This is a genomic window from Stenotrophomonas humi, from assembly GCF_001431415.1.
In the GTDB taxonomy this organism is placed as follows: Bacteria; Pseudomonadota; Gammaproteobacteria; order Xanthomonadales; family Xanthomonadaceae; genus Stenotrophomonas; species Stenotrophomonas humi.
This window is the reverse complement of sequence record NZ_LDJI01000008.1, coordinates 56,553-73,995: the sequence shown is the minus strand read 5'-3', so window position 1 is coordinate 73,995 and position 17,443 is coordinate 56,553. Positions and strand designations below refer to the sequence as shown.

Below are 17,443 nucleotides of genomic sequence, written 5' to 3'. Positions count from 1 at the left end.
GATCATGCCAGCACGCAGGTTAGCGGCGGATGTGGATCAGCCGGACAGCGTTCCGGCGGAATCTAGGCGCAGCGGGCTGAGCAGGGACTGACCATCCAGGCGGATCATGCCCTCCTGTTCAGCTACGCGCCCGGAAACCAGCAACTGCACGCTTGCCAGCAGCAGCGGGTGTTCGATGCCGAGTACGCGCTCGGCCAGCGTTTCGGGCGTATCGCCGGGCAGTACCGGTACACGTGCCTGGGCGATGACCGCGCCGGCATCCAGCTCGGGCACCACGAAGTGCACGCTGGCGCCGTGCTCGGCATGGCCGGCTTCAATGGCGCGTGCATGTGTGTGCAGGCCCTTGTGCAGCGGCAGCAGCGAAGGATGGATGTTGATCAGGCGGCCGCTGAAGCGCTGGACGAAATCGGCGCCGAGGATGCGCATGTAGCCGGCGCAGATGATCCAGTCCGGCTTGCAGGCCGCCACTGCATCGCCCAGGGCCGCGTCAAAGGCGTCGCGGCTGTCGAAGTCCTTCGGCGAACGTGCCCAGCACAGCGCTGCCGGTACCTTGTCCAGTGCCGCGGCCGCAGGTTTGTCCGAGAAAACACCGACAATGTCGGCGTCGAGCTGGCCGCCGGCGATGCCATCGAGCAGGCATTGCAGGTTGCTGCCGCGCCCGGAGGCCAGCACCGCGATGCGGGCCGGGCGCTTCATCGGGTGGCGATCCTGCGCGCCAGCGGCCAAACCAACAGGCTGCCCAGCGTGGCCAACAACATGTCCGCATGCGCGTCCCACATATCACCCTGCTGCCCGTTGTAGGCCTCGGCCGCATCCGGGGAGAGCAGCAGCGCGATGCCCCACTCGAACCATTCATAGGCCAGGCTGGAGCACATGATCAGCATCACCGCCAGGGTGAAGGCCTGACCGATGCGCAGTGCCGGCCAGGCGTGCCGCGTCAGCTGGGTGAGCGCCGGGGTGAAGCACACGCCATACAGGAAGTGGATCAACCGGTCGAAGTGGTTGCGCTCCCAGCCGAAGGCCGCATCCGGCGACCAGCCGAGCGTGGCCTGCAGCCAGGCGTCATAGGGAACATTGGAGTACAGCCAGCGTGCGGCGATGCAGTGGATGGCGATGAAGCCGCAGATGGCGGCAAAGGCGCCATTGCCCAGCCGCCAGCGGCGGTCCACCCACCACAGTGCGGCCAGGCCGACCACGGTCAACGAACTGTGCAGCGTCTGTTCAAGCGGCCACAGGGGTTTGATCCATGTGGCCAGGAACACGGCAAGCACGCCGATGAAGGCGGCCTTCTTTATGATCGACATGGGGCTGGAGGTGCTCAGCCGATGTGGACGCGTTCGTCACCTGCAGCCGGCACCACTTCGCCGATCTGCCAATGCGCCAGCTGCAGGTCATCCAGCGCGGTGTTGATGGTGGCGACCTGGTCGGCCGGTACCAGCAGCACGAAGCCGATGCCGCAGTTGAAGGTGCGCCACATTTCGCTGTCGGCCACGTTGCCTTCGCGCTGCAGCCACTGGAACACCAGCGGCAGCGTCCAGCTGCTGGCATCGATGTTCAGGCCCAGGCCTTCCGGCACCACGCGGATGATGTTCTCGGTCAGGCCGCCGCCGGTGATGTGGGCCATGCCGTGCACGGCGGCACCGTGCGACTTGAGCAGCGCCAGGATCGGCTTGACGTACAGGCGGGTCGGCGCCATCAGCGCGTCGACCAGCTTCACGCCATCTTCCAGGACCAGATCGGTCGGGCTGCCGGCGCGCTCATAGATGCGGCGCACCAGCGAATAGCCGTTGGAATGCGGACCGGAGGAGGCGATGCCGATCAGCACGTCGCCCTGTTGCACGGCGGAGCCGTCCTTCAGCTCGCTCTTTTCCACGCCGGCGACGGTGAAACCGGCCAGGTCGTACTCGCCCGGGGCATACATGTCGGGCATTTCGGCGGTTTCACCGCCGATCAGCGCGCAACCGGCCTCGGTGCAGCCGTTGGCAATGCCGCCGACCACCGCCGCAGCGGTGTCGATGTCGAGCTTGCCGGTGGCGAAGTAGTCCAGGAAGAACAGCGGCTCGGCGCCCTGGACCAGGACGTCGTTGACGCACATGGCGACCAGATCGATGCCGATGGTGTCGTGGCGGCCCAGCTGTTGTGCAAGCTTCAGCTTGGTGCCGACGCCGTCGGTACCGGACACCAGAACCGGCTCGCGGTACTTGTTGGAGAGGTCGAACAAGGCGCCGAAGCCACCCAGCCCGCCCATGACTTCAGGGCGGAAGCTGCGCTTTACCAGCGGCTTGATACGCTCGACCAGTTCGTTGCCCGCGTCGATGTCGACACCGGCGTCACGATAGGTAAGGGGAGAGTTCGCAGAGGTCGGGGAGCTGGTCACGGGCGGCTGCACTGGCGGGGTGAACGCGGCATTTTAACAGGCCACGTTGGCGCCAAGGCCCCATTCGGGCAACAATTCCCTCTGGAACCACCGAGCAATGGAATTTTCAATGCGTCGCAGCCTGGCCACACTCCTGTTTTTGGCGCTCTGCATGCCTGCTTTTCTGGCACAGGCGCAGTCCGGCGTACGCACCGAAGGCGATGTCGCCAGCGCCAGTGGTACCTATGAGGCCGAAGTGCCGGTCAACAGCCAGAGCGATGCCGATCGCCCGGGTGCCTTGGCGCGCGCGCTGGGCATGGTGCTGGGCAAGCTGTCCGGTGACCGCAGCGCGGTGGGCCGTCCCGGCGTGGCGCAGGCATTGCGCGGGGCCAAGGACATGGTCGCCGGCTATGACTACCGCCAGGACCAGAGCGTGGCCGCCAGTGGCGCGCCGAGCTACCGGACCGTGCTGGTCGCGCGCTTCCGCCAGGACGATGTGGATGGCCTGGCTGCCGCGCTGGGCCTGCCGGTCTGGCCGCAGCCGCGGCCCAAGCCGGTGGTATGGCTGGCCATCGACGATGGCAGCGGCCCGCGACTGGTCAGCGTGCAGCAGTCCAATGCCGCGCGGCCCTTGCTGGACCGGGCGATCGAGCGCGGCTTCCGCCTCGGCTTGCCTTCCGGGGGCGCTGCGGAGCAGGCGATGGCTGGCGCGATCTGGCGTCAGGACACCGCCGCCGTGGCCCGCGCCTCGGCCCGCTATTCGCCGCCGATGCAGCTGATCGGCAAGCTCTACCGTGGCAAGGCCGGCGGCTGGCAGGCCGATTGGGTGTTTGTCGACAACGGTCGCGAGCTGTCCAAATGGACAACCCAGGATGGTGACGCACGCCGTGCGATGGCCGCCGGTGCCGATGGTGCCGCCGATGCGCTGGTGCGTCGCTACGCCAAAGTCCCGGTCAGCGGCGCCGCGGGTACGTACCGCATCGTGGTGAGCGGCATCAACAGTGCCGACGATTACCTGCGCCTGGCTTCGACCCTGCAGAACAACCCGGTGGTGAAGTCGATGGTGCCGGTACAGGCCACGGCGGATCGTCTGGAGCTGGATGTGGAACTGATGAGCGGCCTGCCGGGCCTGAACCGCATGCTCGGCCAGAACAGTGCGCTGCAGCCGGTCGGGGCGGTCGAGGATGACGCCACCACCGAAGTCGTGGAAAGCAAGCGCGCCGAGTACCGTATCCGATGAGTGGCGTGGCAGCGGAGACGGAAATCGCCCTGTTCCTGCGTCGCCTGAAATGGGTGGTGCTGGCGGCATTCGGCATGTGGGTGACATGGCTGCTGGCGCCGATCCTGACGCCGTTTGTGGTCGCGCTGATGCTGGCGTGGCTGGGCGACCCGGTGGTGGACTGGCTGGAAGCACGCGGCCGTTCGCGCAATACCGCCGTGGTGCTGGTGTTCGTGCTGATGTCGCTGCTGCTGACGCTGGCATTGTTGATCCTGGTGCCGATGATCGAGCGCCAGATCACCACGCTGGTGGCCGCACTGCCGCAGGCGCAGCAGTGGTTGCTGGGCACGGCGATTCCGTGGATCGAGCAGAAAAGTGGTTTTGAACTGATGAGCTGGCTGGAGCCGGAGCGCTTGATCGAGTGGGTCCGCAGCCATTGGCAGCAGGCTGGCGGCGTGGCCACCACGTTCTTCGGTTACGTGTCGCGCTCGGGCTTTGCGATGGTGGGCTGGGTGGTCAACCTGGCGTTGCTGCCGATCCTTGCTTACTACTTCCTGCGTGATTGGGACAAGCTGGTCGAACGTGTGGCGGCGATGATCCCGCGCAACCACATCGGTACCGTGACGCGGCTGGCACGTGAATCCAACGATGTACTCGGTGCCTTCATCCGCGGCCAGATCGTGGTGATGATCGCGCTGGGCGTGGTCTACGCGGCAGGCCTGACGATGGTGGGCCTCAACCTGGGCTTGTTGATCGGCCTGGTTGCCGGCCTGATCAGCTTCATCCCGTACCTGGGGGCGACGACCGGCGTGGTGCTGGCGGTGTTGGCGGCGCTGGTGCAGTCACAGGGTTTCGATTTGAAGTTGCTGGTGCTGGTCGGCGTGGTGTTCACCGTGGGACAGTTGCTGGAGAGCTACGTGCTTACCCCGCGCATCGTCGGTGACAAGATTGGCCTGCATCCGGTGGCGGTGATCTTTGCGGTGATGGCAGGCGGCCAGTTGTTTGGTTTTCTGGGGATGCTGCTGGCCTTGCCGGCGGCAGCGGTGATCAACGTGCTGCTGCGTTATGCGCACGAGCGTTACCGCCAGAGTGAGTTGTATGCGGGCCATGGGCCGACGATCGTGCTGGATGCGCGAAGCGAGCCCCCCGCAGACATGGCGATTGTATTGAAGGACGTTGAACCGAAGTGAGTGTGCCGCAGTTGCCCTTGGCCTTGCGTTATCCGCCAGACCAACGATTTGAAACCTTTATCGGTGCGCCGGACGGCGCGCTGGCCCAGTTGCGCGCGCTCGCAGTCGGCAGTAGTCATGATTGGATCTTCCTTGCTGGCGCTGGTGGCACCGGCAAGACGCATTTGTCGCTGGCGACCTGCGCGGCGGCATTGCAGGCTGGTCGCAGGCCGGCGTATCTGCCGCTGCAGGCGGCCGGTGCGAGGCTGAGCGAAGCGCTCGAAGCGCTGGAAGGCCATGACATGGTCGCGCTGGACGGGCTGGAATACGTTGCCGGACGCCGCGAGCAGGAAGTCACCCTGTTTGAATTCCACAACCGCGCACGCGCGGCCGACGTGACCTTGCTCTATACCGCGCGGTGCACGCCTGACGCGCTCGGCCTGGTGCTGCCGGACCTGCGCTCGCGGCTGTCGCAATGTGGCCGGATCATGCTGGATCCGCTCGACGACGAAGGCCGCGGCGCGGTATTGCGCGAACGCGCGGTGCGCCGTGGGCTGGTGATGGACGAGGTGACGCTGGACTGGCTGTTGACCCGTACCGGGCGCGACCTGAGTGGATTGGTGGCCTTGCTGGAGCGGCTGGACCGCGAATCGCTGGCGGCCAAGCGCCGCATCACCGTGCCGTTCCTCAAGCGCGTGCTGGAAAGCGGCGAGCTCGGCAACTGAGTTCGCCAGTGGGCTTGGAACCTCGGCTACGGATTCAATCAGCCGCCAGCTTCACGCAACTGTGCATCCAGCTGCTGCAACCGTAGTGGCGTGCCTACATCGGTCCAGCATCCGGCGTGGTGCTGACCGCTGACCGCATTACGCGTCATCGCTGCACGCAGCAGCGGTGCCAGTTTGAAACGCGGTGGCGTCCGCGCGCTGCCGTCGGCCTCGCCAATTACTGCTTGCCAACCCTGCAGCAAGGCAGGGTGATAGACGCCGATGCCGGAGAACGTGAGGCGTGGTGCATCGCCGTCGTCGTGCAGCTGGCCATCACGGCCAAGGGTGAAGTCGCCGCGTGGGTGATGTTCGGGGTTGTTCACCATCACCAGGTGCGCCTGGCCATCGGTCAGGATGGGGAGGCGGGCGAAATCGAAATCGCTCCAGATGTCGCCGTTGACCGCGATGAACGGGGCATCGCCCAGCAGCGACAGCGCATTGAACATGCCGCCACCGGTCTCCAGCGGCACCGCGCCTTCGTGGATGAAATGCAGGCGCACGCCCCAACGGCTGCCATCACCCAGCTGCTGCGGAAACTGCTCCGCCAGCCAGCTGGTGTTGATCACCACATCGCGGACACCAAGCGCCGCCAGGCGCTGCAGGTGCCATTCGATCAACGGCTTGCCCGCCACCTGCAGCAGCGGCTTTGGCGTGTGGTCGGTGAGCGGTCGCATGCGCTCGCCCAGTCCTGCGGCGAAGATCAGCGCCTTCATGCCGCGGCCTTTGCCGCCATCGCCGGCTTGATGCGCTGCTCAAGCAGATCAAGCAACGGCGCCAGTTCCGGATAACGCGGCAACACTTCGTCCAGATAGCGGATGAAGCGCGGCGCATCCTCGAAGTAATGGCCCTTGCCGTCGCGATCACGCAGGCGCACGAACAGGCCGAGGATCTTGAGATGACGCTGCACGCCCATCCAGTCGGCATCGCGCAGGAACTGCGGCCACGGTCGCACCGGCAGCCCGGCTTCCAGCGCACGCGCGTGGTAACGCGCCAGCCAGCCATCGACACGCTGCAACGGCCAGCTCAGGAACGCATCCTTGAACAGGCTGACCGGGTCGTAAGCAATCGGGCCACGCACCAGGTCCTGGAAATCCAGTACCGCCGGGCCACCGTGTTCGATCGGCATCAGGTTGCGCGGCATGAAGTCGCGGTGGGTCAGCACCTGCGGCTGGTTCAGTGCGTTGTCCATCAGGCGTCGATGCACCAGTTGCAGGCCTTCGACTTCACCGCAGTCCAGCGACAGGCCCAGGTGGCGTTGCAGGAACCATTCATCGAACAAGCCGGCATCACGTTGCAGCAGCGCTTCGCCAAACGCTCCCATCCCCTCGGGCACCGGAATCGACTGCAGCTGGATCAGTTGCGCGAACGCCGCATCGAACCAGATGTCGGCATTGTCGTCGTTGATGTGGCGGGCCAGGGTCGGGCCGCCCAGGTCTTCCAGCAGCAGGAAGCCATTGTCGAGATCACGCGCCAGTACCTGCGGCACACGCACGCCATTGGGTTCGAGCAGGTCGTGCATGCGCAGCCATGGCCTGACATCCTCAAGCCCGGGCGGGGAATCCATCACGATGTGGCTTCCGCGCGTGCTGGTGGTACGCCAGTAGCTGCGGAAGCCGGCATCGACGGATGCACGGTCCAGTTGGGCGGCGGTATCGCCGAGCGCGTTGCAGGCCCATTGGCGACGCTGTTCGGCGCGCAGCGGATCGGAAGCGGGATCATTCATGGACGGGCACATCAACACCGCGCCGCAGGGCGCACAGGAAAGAAGAAAGAAAGCTTCAGCGCTTGCCGCCGCTGACCAGTCGCAGCAGGCCGAGGATGACGATCGCGCCGATGATGGAACCGATGAAACCGGCCGGTTCGCCTGCCGAATACCAGCCCATTTCGCGCCCGAACCAACCCGCGAACACGGCACCGGCAACACCCAGTACGATGGTCAACAGGCAGCCCATGCGGTTGTTGCCAGGCATGAAAAACCGGCCCAGCAGGCCGACGAAGAAACCGATCAGGATGATGTACAGCCAGCTGTCGCTGCCAAACAGTCCGCTCATGTGTCTGTCCGCCAAATGGAAAGACGCAGCCTAGCAAGGCCAGGCTGCGTCCGTCATCAAACCCTCATCCGCTCGCCGCGACCGGCTGCGCAGGCAGCACGATCGCGGGCCGGCCCCGGATCAGCAGCAGCCGTGGCCGCCGTGGCGGGTGCCGCTGTCGGCAGCCACCGGCGAACCGCTGGTCTCGCCGCGCAGGCTGGCAGCGTGGTGGTCGAACAGCACCTTGGACACGCAGGAGGTGACGCGCTTGCCCATCGGGATGTGCAGGAACTCGTTCGGGCCGTGGGCGTTGGAGTGCGGGCCCAGCACGCCGGTGATCATGAACTGCGCGCCCGGGAACTTCTCGCCCAGCATGCCCATGAACGGGATCGAGCCGCCTTCGCCCATGTACATGGCCGGCTTGCCGAAGAAGGCCTGGCTGGCGTCGTCGATGGACTTCTCCAGCCACGGTGCCATGGCCGGTGCATTCCAGCCGGTGGAGGCCTTTTCCAGATCCAGGCTGACGTGGGCGCCGTTCGGCGGATCACGCAGCAGGGCTTCCTTCAGCAGTTCACCGCAGGCCTTGCCATTGGCGGTCGGCGGCAGGCGCAGCGACAGCTTCACCGAGGTTTCCGGGCGCAGCACGTTGCCGGCCGATTCCAGCGCCGGCATGCCGCCGATGCCGGTCACCGACAGCGCAGGGCGCCAGGTGCGGTTGAGCACCAGCTCGGTCAGGTCCTCGTTCATCGGCTTGAGGCCATCGACCAGCGGGAACTTGTCGAAGATGGCGGTATCGACCACGTCGGCGGCACGCTTGGCCTGGTCCAGGCGCTCGGCCGGGATCTCCACGTTCATGCCATCGATCAGGATGCGGCCGGTGTCCTGGTCCTCGATGCGCGAGAGCAGCTGGCGCAGCAGGCGGAAGCTGGACGGCACCACGCCGGAGGCATCGCCGGAGTGCACGCCTTCGTTGAGCACCTTGACGGTGAAGTTGCCGCCGGTCAGGCCGCGCAGCGAGGTGGTGCACCACAGCTGGTCATAGTTGGCGCAGCCCGAATCCAGGCACACCACCAACGACGGCTTGCCGATGCGGTCTGCCAGGTGGTCAACGTAGGCAGGCAGGTCGTAGGAGCCGGATTCTTCGCAGGCTTCGATCAGGATCACGCAACGGGCGTGCGGCAGACCTTGTTCCTGCAGCGCCAGCACCGCGGCCAGCGAGCCGAAGATCGCGTAGCCGTCATCGGCGCCACCGCGGCCATACAGCTTCTCGCCGCGAAGCACCGGCTTCCACGGGCCGAGGTCGTCGTCCCAGCCGGTCATTTCCGGCTGCTTGTCCAGGTGGCCGTAGAGCAACACGGTGTCGGTGCCGGTTTCCGGGCCGGTGGCCGGGATTTCCAGGAAAATCAGCGGCGTGCGGCCTTCCAAGCGCACCACGTCCACCAGCAGACCAGGAATCTTCTGCGCCTTGGCCCAGTTTTCCATCAGGCTGACGGCCTGATCCATATAGCCGTTTGCGACCCAGTTGGCGTCGAACATCGGCGATTTGTTGGGGATACGGATGTAATCGACCAGTTGCGGGACGATGTCCTTGTCCCACTTGTCGCTGAGAAATTGGCCGATCTTGGCGCTGTCCATCTGGATCTCCGGTAGCAATGTCAGGTGCAACCATTCTACGCCGCTCCCCCCGGAAACGATCCTTGTAGGAATTTCCCTACAAAGGGTAGGGGTGTTTGCTGGCTGTGTGAGCGATGTGTGACGGATAGTCTGGCTGCATGTGGCGCGGAACACTGGTTTGACCGGCGAGGAAGCTGGCTAACCACAGTCCAAGTCACAAGGAGCGCAGATGAAATTTTTCACCGTGACGCTGAAGTCATTGGTTCTGGGGTTGGTGTTGACCGTTTCGGCGTATGCCACGGACAAGGTCGATATCAACACCGCCTCTGCGGCGGATCTGGATCGGGTGATGGTGAATGTCGGGCCATCGAAGGCGGAGGCAATCATCGCTCACCGACAGGCAAACGGGCCATTCAAGAGTGTCGAGGAACTGGCACTGGTGAAAGGAATCGGATTGAGTACGGTCGAACGGAATCGTGACCAGATCGAAGTGAGGGCAGGATCAGCCCCCGCCAAGAGCACCACCGGGACGGTGGCGCCCAAGCCGATCGAAAGGCGTTAAGCGGAAGGAATCGAGATTTGTGCAGCGCCAGGATGGTGAAGCACACAAGGAACCCAAATAGAGCAGGATGCTGGGGACAGGCAGGATGCCAACAAGGAGGTACGGTCACCCGCTCGCACATTGATGTGCTGGCGGGTGATTTTTTGTTTCCCGCTTGAGGGGACAAAAAAGGCCCGGGGAAACCCGGGCCTTTGCGTGCCTGGAGTCGTCACGGCGGTGGGATGAACCCTTCGTGGGTGGTCCCATGCAAGACCAGAACCGCCCAGCTCAGGGTGGATCGGATCAAGGCAGGCCAGGGGCAATGCAGGTGCCGCGGCATCCCGCTCCTGCCTGGATCAGTACAAAGCAGCCCGGATCAGACCAGGCCAGTCGCGTAGTACACGCCGATGATCGCGAACACCGCCAGGGTCTTGATGAGGGTGATGGCGAAGATGTCCTTGTAGGACTGGCGATGGGTCAGGCCGGTGACGGCCAGCACGGTGATCACTGCGCCGTTGTGCGGCAGCGTGTCCATGCCGCCGGAAGCCATCGCCGCTACACGGTGCAGCACTTCCATCGGAATGCCGGCCGCCTGTGCGTTGGCGATGAAACTGTCGGCCATCGCCGCCAGTGCGATGCTCATGCCGCCGGAAGCGGAGCCGGTGATGCCCGCCATCGCGGTGACCGACACCGCTTCGTTGACCAGCGGATTGGGGATCGAGCCCAGTGCATTGGCCACCACCAGGAAGCCAGGCAGGGCAGCGATGACCGCGCCGAAGCCGTACTCCGAAGCGGTGTTCATCGAGGCCAGCATCGCGCCGCCGATGGCGGACTTGGTGCCTTCAGCGAAGGCGCTGACCACCGGCTTCCAGGCGAACGCGATGACGCTGAGGATGCCCAGCAGCAGTGCGCCCTGCACGGCCCAGATCGCGGCCATCTTGGATACCTCCTGCACCACCGGCGCGGGGTTGCCGATGACTGCCGGCACGAAGGACTGGGTCTCGCCGTAGAAACCGGGAATCCAGCGGGTCAGCAGGAAGTTGGCGACCCCCACCAGCAGCAGAGGCAGGATCGCCACCAGCGGATGCGCCAATGTGTCGCCGTGGAAAACTTCCGGTTCGTTGCGCAGCTCCTCGCCGGTTCCGGCGTAGCCCTCCCCGTTGGCGGCGGCCGCGCGACGGCGCCATTCCAGGTAGCTCATGCCCAGTACCAGGATCACCACCGTGCCGATCACGCCCAGCCACGGGGCGGCCCAGCCGGTGGTGCCGAAGAACGAGGACGGGATGATGTTCTGGATCTGCGGCGTGCCGGGCAGCGCGTCCATGGTGAAGGTGAAGGCGCCCAGCGCGATGGTGCCGGGAATCAGTCGCTTGGGAATGTTGCTCTGGCGGAACAGTTCGGCGGCGAAGGGGTAGACGGCAAACACCACCACGAACAGGGATACGCCGCCGTAGGTGAGCAGCGCGCAGACCAGCACGATCGACAGCATCGCGCGCTTGGCGCCAACCAGTTTGATGGTGGCGCTGACGATGGATTTGGAAAAGCCCGAGATCTCGATCAGCTTCCCGAACACCGCGCCGAGCACGAATACCGGGAAATACAGCTTCAGGAAACCGACCATCTTGTCCATGAACAAGCCGGTGAACATCGGCTGCACCAGGGTCGGGTCGGTCAGCAGCACCGCGCCCAGCGCCGCCACTGGCGCGAACAGGATCACGCTGTAGCCGCGATAGGCGACGAACATCAGGAAGCACAGGGCCGCCAGTACGATCAGAAACGACATCCACGACTCCCGGCCAATACGATGCGGCGAGTATCGGGATGTCGGTGCGGGTGGCCCACTGTACGAAGGGACGATACGCAGCCGACTAACGCCTCGTTAACTTGCGCAGCATGGGCGGCATCCTTTTGCCGTCGCGTCATACCCGGGAGGAGGGAGACCAATGAAGCGCAAGTATCTGAGCATGGCCATCGGTGGCATTCTGCTGGCACCGGCTGCATTCGTGCAGGCACAGGAGCAGCAGACGGTGCCGGCTGGCACCCAGGCCACGCAGCTGGACGAAGTAACCGTGACCGCCCGCCGCCGTACGGAATCCATCATGGATGTGCCGGTGGCGGTGAGTGCCTTCGGCGAGGAGCAGATCAAGGATCTGCAGGCCTCTACCGTGGAAGGCCTGCAGGGCGCGGTGCCGAACATGAACATCGCGCAGGGCCGTGGCTCGGCCAACAGCGTCAACGTGTTCATCCGTGGCATCGGCCAGCCAGACGCACTGCAGACCTTCGACCCGGGCGTGGGCATGTACGTCGACGACGTGTATTACTCGCGCATCAATGGCGCGCTGTTCTCGCTGTTCGACATCCAGCAGCTGGAAGTGCTGCGTGGCCCGCAGGGTACGCTGTATGGCAAGAACTCCACCGGCGGTGCGATCAAGTTGACCACCAAGAATCCGTTCGACAACGACGGCGGCGCGGTGGAAGTCACGGCGGGCGATTACGGCCGTCTGGAAGGCCGCTTCTACGTGTCGGGCCAGTTGAGTGACACCGTGGCGGCGAGCATCGCCGGCGCCAAGATCACCAACGACGGCTACGTGAAGGATGCCGCCACCGGCAAGCGCTACAACGACGACGACACCGAAGCGCTGCGTCTGAAGCTGGCGTTCAAGCCGACCGACAATTTCAGCGCGGTGCTGTCGCTGGATACGACCAAGCAGGATGCTGCGCTGACGCTGGGTCGGCCGATGGCGGATCTGCGCCAGACCAGCCTGGCGCCGGCAGGCGTCGTCGTGCTGCAGCCGGGTGAAACCGGTGAGTGGAACCGTCGTGCACGCACTTCGTTCGATGATGGCCAGGGGCAGTACCTCAAGCACTCCGGTGCGTCGCTGGCGATGGACTGGGAGATCAACGAGCAGTTCACGCTGAAGAGCATCAGCTCCTACCGCAAGCTCAAGACCAAGTCGTACATCGACATTGATGCGTCCGAGTATGAACTGGGTGACGTGCTGGTCGCGCTGAACCAGGATCAGAGGAGCCAGGAATTCCAGCTGCATTACGACAATGGCTCCAATGTGCATGCCACCTTCGGTGCGTACTACATGAAGGAGAACGTGCCGTCGTACCAGGAGGCCTATGCCGATGACCTGTTCTCGATGCTGGGCAACGGCATTCCGTTCCTGCGCACCATCGAAGATGACCTGACCACCACCAGCACCGCCGCGTTCGCCCACGTCAACTGGGAGTTCGTGCCGACCTGGACCGTGGCCGCCGGTGTGCGCTGGACCAAGGACAAGAAGGATTACGACCGGTCCACCAGTACGTTCTGGGGGGCGCCGTTCACCGGTTTGAACGAGACGGTGGCGTTTGACGCCAAGGCCTCGTGGACTGCGGTGACACCGTCGATCAGCCTGCAGAAGACTTTCAGCGACAACCTGATGGCGTACGTGTCGGCCAACCGTGGTTTCAAGTCGGGTGGTTTCAATGGCCGTGCCAATACCAAGTACGACACCCAGCACGCCAAGTTCGATCCGGAATACGTGTGGACCTACGAGCTGGGCCTGAAGGGCAGTTCGTCCGATCACCGCTTCCGCGGCAGCGCGGCGGCGTTCTACAGCAACTACAGCGATTTCCAGGCCCGAGTGTCGCAGGACGTGGGCACCTTCCCGGTGTTGAACGCAGCCAAGCTCAATATCAAGGGCATTGAACTGGAAGGCAGTGCGATGCTGGGCGAGGCCACCACGCTGAGCGCTCAGCTGGGCTGGATGGACGCCAAGTACGACAAGTTCGAGGACTTCCGTCTCGATCCGTCCTACCCGGGTTTCGATCCCAACGTGAATCACAATCACGTGCCGTTCTCGCCGGATTGGACCGCACGCGTCGCCCTGCAGCATGTGTTCTCGCTGGGCGACAACGGCAGCCTGACCCTGGGCGGTGATGTGTCCTATCGCGGTGATACTTGGTTGTCGGTCGACAACCGTGACGTGCTGAGCCAGGACGCTTACACGCTGCTGGGTGCCTATGGCGTGTGGGATTCGCCGCAGATGGTCTGGCAGGCACGCGCGGGTGTGCGCAACCTGACCGACAAGCAGTACAAGACCGAAGGCCAGGAGTTCGCCAGCGTGGGCAACATCCAGACCGCCTACTACGGCCTGCCGCGCAACTGGTACGTGTCGCTGCGTTACAACTTCTGATGTGTGGATTGGGCGCTGGCAACGGCGCCTGATCCTGGGAAGTTGATGAAAGCCCTTCCCGCTTGATGCGGGGAGGGCTTTGTATGTTTTCGAGTTGCCCTCATCCGAGCCCTTTGCGTAAAGAAACAGCCCTTCATCACGCTGCACTTACTCCGTATCCTGCGGGACAGTCTCTGGGGAACGTAACTGCATGTTGAGTCTGGTGACCGTGGCGCTGGCCGGCCTGGCCTGGCTTGCCCTGATGTTCGGCGCGGCGTTGTACGGTGAGCGTCGGCCAGCGGCGTTCGCGCGGCATTGGCGACATGTGTATGCGCTGTCATTGGCGGTGCATTGCACGTCCTGGACGTTCTACGGAACGGTCACCCAGGCGGCGCGCTACGGTTGGCCGCTGCCACCGACCTTTGTCGGTGCGATCCTGTTCTACGCGCTGGCCATGGGAATGATGGTGCGGCTGGTGCGTCTGGCGCGTGAAACAAACGCGACATCGCTGGCCGATCTGATCGCAGCTCGCCTGGGGCGCGATGCGTGGCTGGCGGCGACGGTCACGCTGGTTGCGGCGTTGGGCTTGATTCCATACATCGCGCTGCAGCTCAAGGCGGTGGCGATGAGTTTCAGCATGATCACCTCACGCGCCGTGGATGCCGGCCAGGGGGGATCGCTGTGGCATGACAGCGCGTTGTATGTGGCGCTGGCGATGGCATTGTTTGCAATGCTGTTTGGTGCGCGTCGCGCGGATGTGTCCGAACACAACCGTGGGCTGGTGCTGGCGATGGCGGTGGAGTCGGTGTTCAAGCTGTGCGCGATGCTGGTGCTGGGCCTGTTCGTCTGGTTTGGACTGGATGGACTGCCTGCAGTACCTCCCGCACCGCTGACCGACGCGCCGGCCGGGGGCTTCGTGCCGCTGGTGCTGCTGGGCGGGCTGGCGATGTTCCTGCTGCCGCATCAGTTTCACGTCGGCGTGGTCGAGTGTCGTGATCCGGCCGACGTGCGTACCGCGCGCTGGTTGTTCCCGCTGTACCTGGTGTTGATCGCGCTGCCGATCCTGCCGCTGGCCCGGGCGGGAACGGCGTTGCTCGGCAACACCGTTCCCTCGGACATGTACACGCTGGCGTTGCCGTTCTCCGCGGGCCATGAGGGCATCGCGCTGTTCGCGTTTCTCGGTGGGCTCAGCGCCGCCACCGGCATGGTGGTGGTCAGCACGCTGACCTTGAGTCTGATGATCGGCAACCATTGGTTCGCACCGGGCCTGCTGCGTGGCGCTTGGGCGCGCGCGGGAGGTGGTGACCATCGGCGCGAGTTGGTCTGGCTGCGTCGCGGCGGTATCTGCGTGATCATGCTGTTGGCGTGGGGCTACAGCCGGTTGATCGGCGGTGGCAACGTGTTGGCTGATATCGGTGGCGTTTCATTCTCGGCGCTGGCGACATTGGTGCCGGTGCTGGCGTTCGCGATATGGCGGCCGCAGACACCGCCACGTGCGGCCATTGCCGGCGTGTTGGCCGGCTTCCTCACCTGGGCGTGGGTGCTGTTGTTGCCATCACTGCTTGAGGGCGACGGCAGCAGCGCCACATGGTTGGTGGAAGGGCCGTTCGGTTGGCAGTGGCTTGCGCCGCAGGGGCTGTTCGGATTGACCGGATGGACGCCCTTGGGGCGTGCGGTGGGCGCCAGTCTGTTCGTGGGCACGGCAGTGACGCTGCTGGCGATGGCGTGGCGTCGCGACACGCCGGACCGCACCAGCCGCAATCTGGACGCGGATACGCTGCGCGATGCCGGGCGTCGTTTTCTGCCGTCCGAGAAAGTGCAACGGCTGCTGGCCGATGCGCCGCGCCATGGCCCGGTGCCCGCGGTGATCGAGGCACAGTTGGAGCGTGAGCTTTCCGCCGTGCTTGGTGCAGCATCGGCGCGATTGCTGTTGGATGCGGCGCGGCGCGAGGGCAGTGAACTGGCGACCGTGGCAGCCATCGTCAGCGAAGCATCGCAGGACCTGCGCTTCAGTCAGCAGGTCCTGCAGGCCGCGTTGCAGAACATGAGCCAGGGCATCAGCGTGATCGACCGCGATCAGCGTCTGGTGGCATGGAATCGTCCGTATGCACGCATGTTCGGTTTCCCGGATGAACTGCTGCAGGTCGGCCGGCCGATCATGGACCTGACCCGCTGGGCGTTGCAGGCGATGCCGCAGCGCGGCGGTGGTGAGCGCGCGGTGGATCGGCGTCTGGCGTTCATGCGCGCGGGTACGCCACATCTCACCGAGCGTGTGTTCCCGAACGGCAGCATCGTCGAGATCCGCGGCAACCCGATGCCGGGGGGCGGCTTCGTGGCGACCTTCACCGATGTCACCGCGTTCCGTCGCAGCGAGCGCGAGCTCAAGCGCAGCAATGAGACGCTGGAGCAGCGTGTGGGTGAACGTACCGCGCTGCTGGAGTCGGCCAAGCGTGAGGCCGAGCGTGCCAACGACGCCAAAAGCCGGTTCCTGGCCGCGGTGGGTCACGACCTGCTGCAACCCCTGCACGCCGCGCACCTGTTCACCGACACGCTGGCCCAACAGGTGGAATCCAGCCAGCAGCAACAGGCCATCGTGCAGATACGCGGTGCGCTGGATTCGACGACCGACCTGCTGACCGGCTTGTTCGACATGTCACGGCTGGAAGCGGGCGGTCTGGTGCCGCAACCGCGCGATCTGCCCTTGGCGGAAGTGCTGGATCCGCTGGCGTCGGAATTCCGTGCATTGGCAACGGCGCGTGGGCTGGACTTTCACTATGTGCCCACGCGCATCTGGGTGAACAGCGATCCACAGTTGTTGCGGCGCGTGCTGCAGAATTTCCTTGCCAACGCGGTGCGCTACACAACGCGTGGTGGTGTGTTGTTCGGTGTCCGGCGTGCGGGCAGTGGGGTGCGCATCGAGGTGCATGACACCGGCCCCGGTATCGCCAAGAGCGAGCAGCGCAGGATCTTCGAGGAGTTCCGGCGCGGCGAGGACACCAGCGGGCAGGGGTTGGGTCTGGGGCTGGCCATTGCCGACCGCATCGCCGGTTTGCTGCACGCGCCCCTGGGGCTGCGCAGCGACAAGGGCAGGGGTACGGTGTTTTCGGTGACAGTGGCATCAGCGGTGTCGATGCCGCCGGCGACCACGGCGATCAACACCCCTGTCGGCGCGTCCGGCAATGCGGTGCCGGTGCTGGTGGTGGACAACGATCCGGCGGCGTTGGCCGCATTGGCTGGCTTGCTGCGAGGTTGGGGTTATGCGGTGGCCGAGGCATCGGGCGACGCGGAAGCATTCGCGGCGATGGAGCGGCAACCGGCGATGTTGTGGTTGTTCGACTACAACCTTGACGACGGCGATACCGGTACCGCGTTGCAGCTGCGGTTGGGCGAGGTTTTCGGTGCGCGACCGACCCTGATTCTGAGCGCTGACGACAGTCTTGCCACACGCCGAGAAGTGCTGGAGCAGGGTTTGACACTGCTGCAGAAGCCGGTGCGGCCACTGGCCCTGAAATCCATCCTGGATCGTTTGCTGGCGGCACGTACGGTGGCGCAGAAAACGCAATCGTAAGCGCGTGGAGTTTGCAGGA

14 protein-coding genes are annotated in these 17,443 nt (G+C 64.8%); 6 read left to right on the top strand and 8 right to left on the bottom strand.

All coding sequences use genetic code 11. The annotated features are described in order from the left end of the window. Positions 1-36: 36 nt before the first annotated feature. The 3 genes from purN to purM are packed head-to-tail and all read right to left on the bottom strand — an operon-like array spanning position 37 to position 2,377. Positions 37-696, bottom strand: a complete 660-nt coding sequence (purN, locus tag ABB26_RS04135; protein ID WP_057632319.1) for a phosphoribosylglycinamide formyltransferase — start codon at positions 694-696, stop codon at positions 37-39. Then, the gene (locus tag ABB26_RS04130; protein WP_057632318.1) at positions 693-1,304 is read right to left on the bottom strand and encodes a DUF2238 domain-containing protein; all 612 of its coding nucleotides are present in this window, start codon (positions 1,302-1,304) and stop codon (positions 693-695) included. The genes purN and ABB26_RS04130 overlap by 4 nt, the downstream gene beginning before the upstream one ends. Before the next feature lie 14 nt (positions 1,305-1,318). Then, positions 1,319-2,377: a phosphoribosylformylglycinamidine cyclo-ligase gene (gene purM, locus ABB26_RS04125; protein WP_057632351.1), complete on the bottom strand. Its 1,059-nt coding sequence runs from the start codon at positions 2,375-2,377 to the stop codon at positions 1,319-1,321. Between the two features lie 97 nt (positions 2,378-2,474). Between purM and ABB26_RS04120 the strand changes: the two genes are divergently transcribed. Genes ABB26_RS04120 through hda form a run of 3 tightly spaced genes read left to right on the top strand, consistent with a single transcriptional unit; the run spans position 2,475 to position 5,469 of the window. Then, the gene (locus ABB26_RS04120) at positions 2,475-3,596 is read left to right on the top strand and encodes a DUF2066 domain-containing protein (protein WP_057632317.1); all 1,122 of its coding nucleotides are present in this window, start codon (positions 2,475-2,477) and stop codon (positions 3,594-3,596) included. Beyond that, positions 3,593-4,765, top strand: coding sequence for an AI-2E family transporter (locus tag ABB26_RS04115; protein WP_057632316.1), 1,173 nt, complete (start codon positions 3,593-3,595; stop codon positions 4,763-4,765). The genes ABB26_RS04120 and ABB26_RS04115 overlap by 4 nt, the downstream gene beginning before the upstream one ends. Further along, entirely contained in the window at positions 4,762-5,469 is a 708-nt protein-coding gene (gene hda, locus ABB26_RS04110) for a DnaA regulatory inactivator Hda (protein ID WP_057632315.1), read from the top strand. The genes ABB26_RS04115 and hda overlap by 4 nt, the downstream gene beginning before the upstream one ends. 38 nt (positions 5,470-5,507) lie before the next feature. On the opposite strand, the gene murU is transcribed toward hda, so the two are convergent. From murU to ABB26_RS04090, 4 genes are all read right to left on the bottom strand, one after another. Beyond that, positions 5,508-6,221 (bottom strand): N-acetylmuramate alpha-1-phosphate uridylyltransferase MurU, encoded by a 714-nt coding sequence (gene murU, locus ABB26_RS04105; RefSeq protein ID WP_057632314.1) that lies wholly within the window; start codon positions 6,219-6,221, stop codon positions 5,508-5,510. Further along, a complete protein-coding gene (locus ABB26_RS04100; protein WP_057632350.1) occupies positions 6,218-7,231 on the bottom strand; it encodes an aminoglycoside phosphotransferase family protein in 1,014 nt (337 codons plus the stop codon). Before ABB26_RS04100 ends, murU begins: the two co-directional genes overlap by 4 nt. A 55-nt stretch (positions 7,232-7,286) precedes the next feature. Then, on the bottom strand, positions 7,287-7,559 hold the full coding sequence (locus tag ABB26_RS04095) for a GlsB/YeaQ/YmgE family stress response membrane protein (RefSeq protein WP_057632313.1): 273 nt from the start codon (positions 7,557-7,559) through the stop codon (positions 7,287-7,289). 120 nt (positions 7,560-7,679) lie between these two features. Next, complete coding sequence (locus tag ABB26_RS04090; protein ID WP_057632312.1) at positions 7,680-9,173, bottom strand: M20 family metallopeptidase; 1,494 nt, start codon at positions 9,171-9,173, stop codon at positions 7,680-7,682. Positions 9,174-9,381: 208 nt separating this feature from the next. On the opposite strand from ABB26_RS04090, the gene ABB26_RS04085 reads away from it, so the two are divergent. Beyond that, positions 9,382-9,714: a ComEA family DNA-binding protein gene (locus tag ABB26_RS04085; RefSeq protein ID WP_057632311.1), complete on the top strand. Its 333-nt coding sequence runs from the start codon at positions 9,382-9,384 to the stop codon at positions 9,712-9,714. A 355-nt stretch (positions 9,715-10,069) separates the two neighbouring features. Here the strand turns inward: ABB26_RS04085 and ABB26_RS04080 are convergent, their stop codons facing one another. Then, a complete protein-coding gene (locus tag ABB26_RS04080; RefSeq protein WP_057632310.1) occupies positions 10,070-11,476 on the bottom strand; it encodes a GntP family permease in 1,407 nt (468 codons plus the stop codon). Between the two features lie 160 nt (positions 11,477-11,636). On the opposite strand from ABB26_RS04080, the gene ABB26_RS04075 reads away from it, so the two are divergent. Together ABB26_RS04075 and ABB26_RS04070 are read left to right on the top strand one after the other, a co-directional pair. Beyond that, on the top strand, positions 11,637-13,877 hold the full coding sequence (locus tag ABB26_RS04075) for a TonB-dependent receptor (RefSeq protein ID WP_057632309.1): 2,241 nt from the start codon (positions 11,637-11,639) through the stop codon (positions 13,875-13,877). Positions 13,878-14,067: 190 nt separating this feature from the next. After that, complete coding sequence (locus ABB26_RS04070; protein WP_057632308.1) at positions 14,068-17,424, top strand: hybrid sensor histidine kinase/response regulator; 3,357 nt, start codon at positions 14,068-14,070, stop codon at positions 17,422-17,424. Positions 17,425-17,443: the final 19 nt, after the last annotated feature.